The organism is Synechococcus sp. WC101 (assembly GCF_047461555.1).
Taxonomy (GTDB): Bacteria; Cyanobacteriota; Cyanobacteriia; order Thermostichales; family Thermostichaceae; genus Thermostichus.
This window is the reverse complement of the sequence record NZ_JANSHG010000144.1, coordinates 1-6278: the sequence shown is the minus strand read 5'-3', so window position 1 is coordinate 6278 and position 6278 is coordinate 1. Positions and strand designations below refer to the sequence as shown.

Annotated in this window: 2 protein-coding genes; both read right to left on the bottom strand. The window is 63.0% G+C overall.

What is annotated here, in order from left to right:
• Positions 1-113 precede the first annotated feature (113 nt).
• Positions 114-5375, bottom strand: coding sequence for a response regulator (locus NW809_RS09945; RefSeq protein WP_414402043.1), 5262 nt, complete (start codon positions 5373-5375; stop codon positions 114-116).
• 183 nt (positions 5376-5558) lie between these two features.
• Positions 5559-6278 (bottom strand): methyl-accepting chemotaxis protein (locus NW809_RS09940; protein ID WP_414402042.1); only part of this gene is annotated, 720 nt, incomplete at its 5' end.

The window sequence follows — 6278 nt, the reverse complement described above, 5'->3', positions numbered from 1 at the left end:
CAATATCCTACGCCTTCCAGCCCCCTCTGGAGTCAAACCCTTTGGCGATCCTGGCGCCAGAGTGGGATCCCTTAGCTTGGTGCCTCCATCTGGGCGCCCCTGGCGTCGCCAGTTCAGGAAGTGGGGTTGGGTGCCAACAACTGCTCCCCTTGCAACATGCGAGCGGCAGCGCTGAACAGCTCTTCCTCCAAGTAGGGCTTGGTGAAGTAGGCAGTGGCTCCCAGCTCGCGGGCTGTCTGCCGGTGCCGTTCTGCCCCCCGTGAGGTGAGCATAGCTACTGGAATATGCCTGAGGTTGCTGTCTGCCCGTATGCGGGAGAGCAACTCCAAGCCGTCCATGCGCGGCATCTCGATGTCGCAAAAGATGAGATCGCAGCGCAAGCCACCGCGAAGCTTTTCCCAGGCGTCCTGGCCATCGCGGGCTTGCTCCACCCGGTAGCCCACCTTTTGAAAGGACATGGAGAGCAGTTCCCGCACTGCAATCGAGTCGTCCACAATGAGCACCGTGGTTTGATGGGTTTCCTCGGCACGTGGCTCCGCAGCGCGACGCTCCGCCCAGAGGCGGCTGAGATCGCGACGGCGGCCTTGGGCCATATCTACCAGTTCAAGGACGTCAGCAATTGGCAGCACGCGACCATTGCCCAGCACCGTTGCCCCAGAAATGCCAGGTGGTTTGGGCACAGGCCCGCGCAATTGCTTGATCACGATTTCCTGCTCTTCCACAAAGCTGTCCACCTGCAGGGCAACGTACTGGCCGGCACTTTGCAGGACGACGATGGGCAGGATGCCCTCCTCTTGGGCGATGCTGTAGACCTCTGAGCGGCTGCGGCTGTGGCTGCGGCTGTAGGACAACAGATTCGAGAGGGGCTGGAAGGGAAGGCGTTGATCCCGCCAGGGAATGGAGGGCCGCCCCTGTTCATCCGGCTGCACCTCGTCGACGGGAACATCCAGCATCTCCTCCACACCGTCGAGGGGGAAGGCGATCAGGGCTTTGTCGCTGACACACACCATTGCCTTGGAAATGCTCAGGGTAAGCGGCAGGCGGATGGTGAAGGTGGTGCCCTTGCCGCGCACGGAATCCACTTGGATGCTGCCGCGCAGATCGGTGATGTTGCGGCGCACCACGTCCAAGCCAACCCCCCGCCCGGCCAGATCGTCCACCTCGCTGGCCTCGCGAACGCTAAAGCCGGGGTGGAAGAGGACGTTGAACACTTCTTCTTCGGTTGCCTGCTCTGACAGCAGCCCCAGCCTTTGCGCCTTGGCCTTGATTTTCTCCACCGGGATGCCGGCACCGTCGTCGGCGACGACGATGATTGTCTGGTTGCCCTGGTAGAAAGCTTTGACGGTGATCTTGCCTTCAGGGGGCTTGCCCAAGCGGCGCCGCTCCTCAGGGGGCTCGATCCCGTGCACCAGGGCATTGTTCACCAGGTGGGTCATCGGGTCGGAAAGCTCTTCCAGGATGGCCTTGTCGATGAGGGTGTCGCGGCCTTCCACCACCAGGCTGGCCTGTTTGCCCGTTTTGATGGAGAGGTCACGGACGGCGCGGGGCAGCCGGTCGGCAATTTGCGAGAAGGGCACCATGCGCGCCCGGTTCAGGCCTTCTTGCAGTTGGGTGGTGACCTGGCGGAATTGGCGGGTGATCTGCTCTGCCTCGTCCACCGCAAACTCGATGTCGGAAGAAGACTCGCGCACCCGCACGATGAGCTCAATGATCTCCTGGGCCAGCGTGTGGAAGGCCGTAAACTGATCCATCTCCAACTTGTCGAACTCTTGGCCTATGGAATGACCCACCCGTCCCCGAGGGGATTCCTCGCCGTTCCGACCAAACCCCACCGTTGCCGCGCTGCTGCGGCTGGAGAACAGCGCCGCTTCCAGCAACGAGCGGTCGTACTGATCCCGCATGCGCTGGCCCAGCTCCCCTAGCTGTTGCACCCGGCCCAATAGGCCATCCAGAAACTGGCGCAGGCGAGTTTGGTTTTGCTCCATGCTGTTGCGGATGACCACCAGCTCTCCCACCAAGTTGTTGATGGAGTCGAGGTGGCGCACCTCCACCCGCATTACAGGATTGCTGAGGGCAGATCGCCGTGTGGTCGGTGCTGTTGGGGTAGCCGGTGCCGTGGGGGCGGCTGTTGCTGGGGCGGCGACAGCGGGCGGAGAAGGCGCCGGCGCTGCTGCAGAGACTTGGGGGGCGACCTCGAGATCGCCTAGGAGGGATTCCAGTTGGGCTGCGAAATCGTCGGCGACCTCGCCGCTCACGGCTGTAGGGGATCCCACAATGGGAGCGATGACCTCCTCTAGCTCAGGGGGCACCGCTGGTTCGGCGGCATCGAAAAGGGCGGCCAAATCGTCCAAACTTGGGGCAGGAGAGGCTTCCGGCGCTTCTTCCTCCAAAGGCTGTGTCTCATCTGGGGAAACAGTCGCGCTCTGGGCAGCCAAGAGCTCATCCTCCGCGAACAGGCTTTCCAGTTGGCTGGCCAGATCGTCCTCTGCTGGCTGGGAAGCTCCGCCTTGCTCTGCTGCAGCTACAAGTGGTTCTGGCTCAGGCAGAGTCACTCCCTCCAGACTGCTCCCTTGCAAAGCCTCTGCCTCGCTCAGGAAAGTGGCCAGATCTGAGGGGATCGCTTCCTGGGCGGCCTCCCCTTCTGCAAAGAACCGGCTCAACTCATCCAAATCCACCTCGCCATCCATGGCCGAGAGGGATCCGCTGGTTTCTAAGCTCAGTGCTTCGGTAGCGGGCTCCTCGGCAAATAGAGCCTCGAGGCGGTCGAAGGCCTCCGCGGGCTGGCCCTCAGGATAGAGAGCTTCTTCCTGAACCGGGAAGAGGTTCTCCAAAAGAGCCCAGTCCTGGGCCTGTGCCGCATCCCCCGTGCCCGGGGCATCCTCCAGCGTCTCCCCGGCGAAGAGATCGGCTAGGCTCAGCTCGGCCCCCAAGTCCGGGGTTTCCGCCGCCGTCGACTCGTCGGAAGGGGCCAAGAAGCTCTCCGCCGCAGCGGCAGGTTCGCCGGGCGAAGATTCTTCGGCGAAAAGGTCTTCCAGTTGCTCGACTGCGGCAGAGTCGGCAAGGTCAGAAGAGGGTTGAGAAGCCACCTCGAAAGAGGGGGAAGGTTCGCCTGCTTCTTCTGGGCTCCACCAGGCCTGATCCGCCGCCGAGACAAGGCTCTCCAGGCCGCCTTCAGCCGCAGAGTCCAAAGATGTCAGGGATCCCGTCTCATCGGGGACAGAAAAGTCCCCCGGCCAGATGTCGGCGGGGAACTCAGCCCACAAGTCTGCGGCCGCCTCCCCATCCCCAGGCTGGAGGGACGGAGACGGCTCCTCTGCCCAAAGATCCGCTTCCGGCCCGCTGTCGGGAGCAGCCCCAAAGTCAGGCAACTGAGACAGCTCCTGCAGAGGAGAGCTCTCTACTGCCAGCTCCTCGAGCTCGAACAAGGCTTCCACTCCGACACTTGCAGCTTCGTCTGCAGCCGAGGCTTCCTCGGGGCTTTCCGCAGCGACTTGGGCCGCCCGCTCCTGGGCGGGGACATCCCAGATGGCCTGGCTGGTTTCCTCGGCTCCTGTCAGCTCGGCAGGCTCGACAGGTGACAGCTCTGCCGCCGCTTCGCCCATTACTTCGGCAAACAGCTCCGCCAAATCCGTTTCCGCTCCCCCCTCTTCTGGGCTCAGCTCCTCAAGCGCCTGCGAAAAAGGCTCGGGGGAAGGAGGGATCAGCTCCGGCGGCGGCTCTTCAATATCGGATAGCTGCTCTGCGTTGGCAAACAGCTCGTCAAAGGCGGCGGAGGCTTCTGCTTCCAGGCTCAAAGGAGGGGCGTCGAAATCGCCTGAGCCAAAGCTCAGCCTATCCTGGAGCCAGCCGCGGGCTGCTCCGGCTTCTTCCGGCGCGGCGACGCCCTCTTGGGCAAGGTCGGCGGCTGCTTGCCAGTCTTCCTCTGGCAAAGCCTCGGTGGACATCTCCGGCCAGCTCAGCCCTGGGCCCTCCTCGCCCGCCAGAACGCTGTCCATCTCCAAAGTGGACGGCGGCTGTTCGGCCAGCAGATCCCAGGCCGCCTCCTCCGCTTGCAGGGTTGCTTCGACGGGGATCGCCTCTCCTGGTTCAGGTTCTTCTTGGCTCCCATCAGGGGCAGAGGATTCTTCTGCCGGGATCCCAGCAGCGGCCCAGTCCGCTGGGGCAGGCGTGCTCTCGGGTTCGAGGAAGAGCGGCTCTGGCTCCTCAAGGGCCGGCAGCACAGGGCGGAAGGCCAACAACTCAGCGGAGGGCTGGATGGTCTGCGCTGCTCCGCTGGCCAGAGCTTGGTGAGCCTGTTTCAAATCTCTCAGAACCGGCAGAGCCAGTTGCCGCAAATCCTGGGCAGGATCTGCCAGGATCTCGCTAATCAGGCGGGCTAGGGCCGTCCAGCCGCCCAGATCCACACCTTCGGCCTGTCCCACCTGCTGGAGCGATTGGGCCAAGCTTTGCAGGGCAGGCCGCGTTGCCGGGTCGTCAGGACGCTTGAACAGCTCCAGCATCTGGCGCAACAGGGCCGGGATCTGCTGGTGAACCACCACCTCCAAAGGATCCGGCGGCGGAGGGGGAGCCGCCGGGCGAGCCAATTGCTGCAATTCCGCCGAGGCCGTCACCTCTTCGGCCCTGCCCGCCAAGATAAGCTGCTGCCCCTGCTTCAAGTCTCGCAGGGCGACCAACGCCAACGTTCGCAGATCGGCGTCGGGGTTGCCCAGGGCTTGCTCGAAGGTTTCTGTGAGCTGCTGCCAGCCCGCCAGATGATGGGCTTGCCCGATCTGCTTGAGAACGGCATTTGCCTCCCGCAACTGCTCGCGAATGCCCGGCTGATCCCCTCGCTTGAACAGCTCCAACATCTGCCGCAATTGCTGCGGCACCACTTCCGCCATCTCTTGTTGTAGGGTGCGGGCCGCCGGCGGCGGGGGGGCAGCCGGAGCAGAGCTAGCGACAGGGCCAGCGCCGAGAAGGCTCTGAATGTAGTTTTCAGTCTCCTGAAAAACCGGCTCCAGTTCCGCCAGCGTCGCGTTGCTGAACTCCTGGGTGAGACCGCGAGGGCTCTGCAGCTCGTCCAACAACGCCGCCAACCCATCAAAAACTCGCAGCAGCAGCGTCTCCAAGTGCTGATCCACCGGCACTTCGCCCGGGCGAGAGCGAAACACGTTGAAGAAATCCTCTAGGCGGTGGGCAGTCCGCTGAATGCTGGCGAGGGCCAGCATGGCCGCTCCGCCTTTGATGGAGTGGGCAGCTCGGAACAACTCGTTGATCAGCTCAGGATCGCTCACGCTGTCCCGCAGGCTGAGGAGCCCTTGCTCGATCGTTGCCAAGTGGTCGCGGGCTTCTTCGATAAAATAACCGAGGATCCGCTTTTGTGCTTCTTCATTCATGGCAGGAGGTTCCTCCTACAGCCCACAGGTACTCATATCAGTAGTAGCAGATCGGACAGGGGAAGCTCTCCCATGCCCGGATTCTGTCTTGGGACAAAGGGATCCCGATGTCCCTGAAGTGCGGCAACTTCCCATCGGGATCCTTGCTTGTCCCTAGGATGCCCGCCAACCGAGCAGATTTGCTCATTCATCCCCCACCCGGAAGCGACCGACAGAAGCTTGCAGCTCGCGAGCGATGCTCACCAACTGTTGCAGCGAGCTGGCTACCTTCTGCGCCTCTTCGGACGTCTCGTTGGCAGTCAGCTCCACTGATTGCATTACCTGGGCCACGGCGCGAGAGGTTTCTGTTTGCTGCACGGTAGCCTGAGAAATAGCCCGCACCAGCCCATCGATCCGCCGGCTGACCTCGATGATCTCGTCTAGGCTGCTTTTGGCCTGCTCAGCCCGCCGCGTCCCCTGGATCACCACCTGCGTGCCCTCCTCCATGGCCGTCATCACGTTGCTGGTCTCCGACTGGATCTGCAGCACAATCTGCTCGATCTCCTTCGAGGCTTTGGCGGCCCGGTCAGCCAGTTGTCGCACCTCATCGGCCACGATGGCAAAGCCCCGCCCCGCCTCGCCGGCCCGCGCGGCCTCGATACTGGCGTTGAGGGCAAGCAGGTTGGTGCGCGAGGCAATTTGTGAGATCAAAGCCACAATCTTGGAGATCTCCTGGGAGGATTCTGCCAAGCGTTTCACCTTGCGGGTCGCCTCTGCTGCCACTTCCCGAATCTCCAGGATGCTGGCCACCGTGCGATCCACTGCTTCTCCGCCGCGGGCGGCTGCTTCCGTGGCTTGAGCAGTTACGTTGGCCGCCTCGCGGGCGTTGCTGGCTACCTCTTGAATTGATTCCGTCATCTCCTG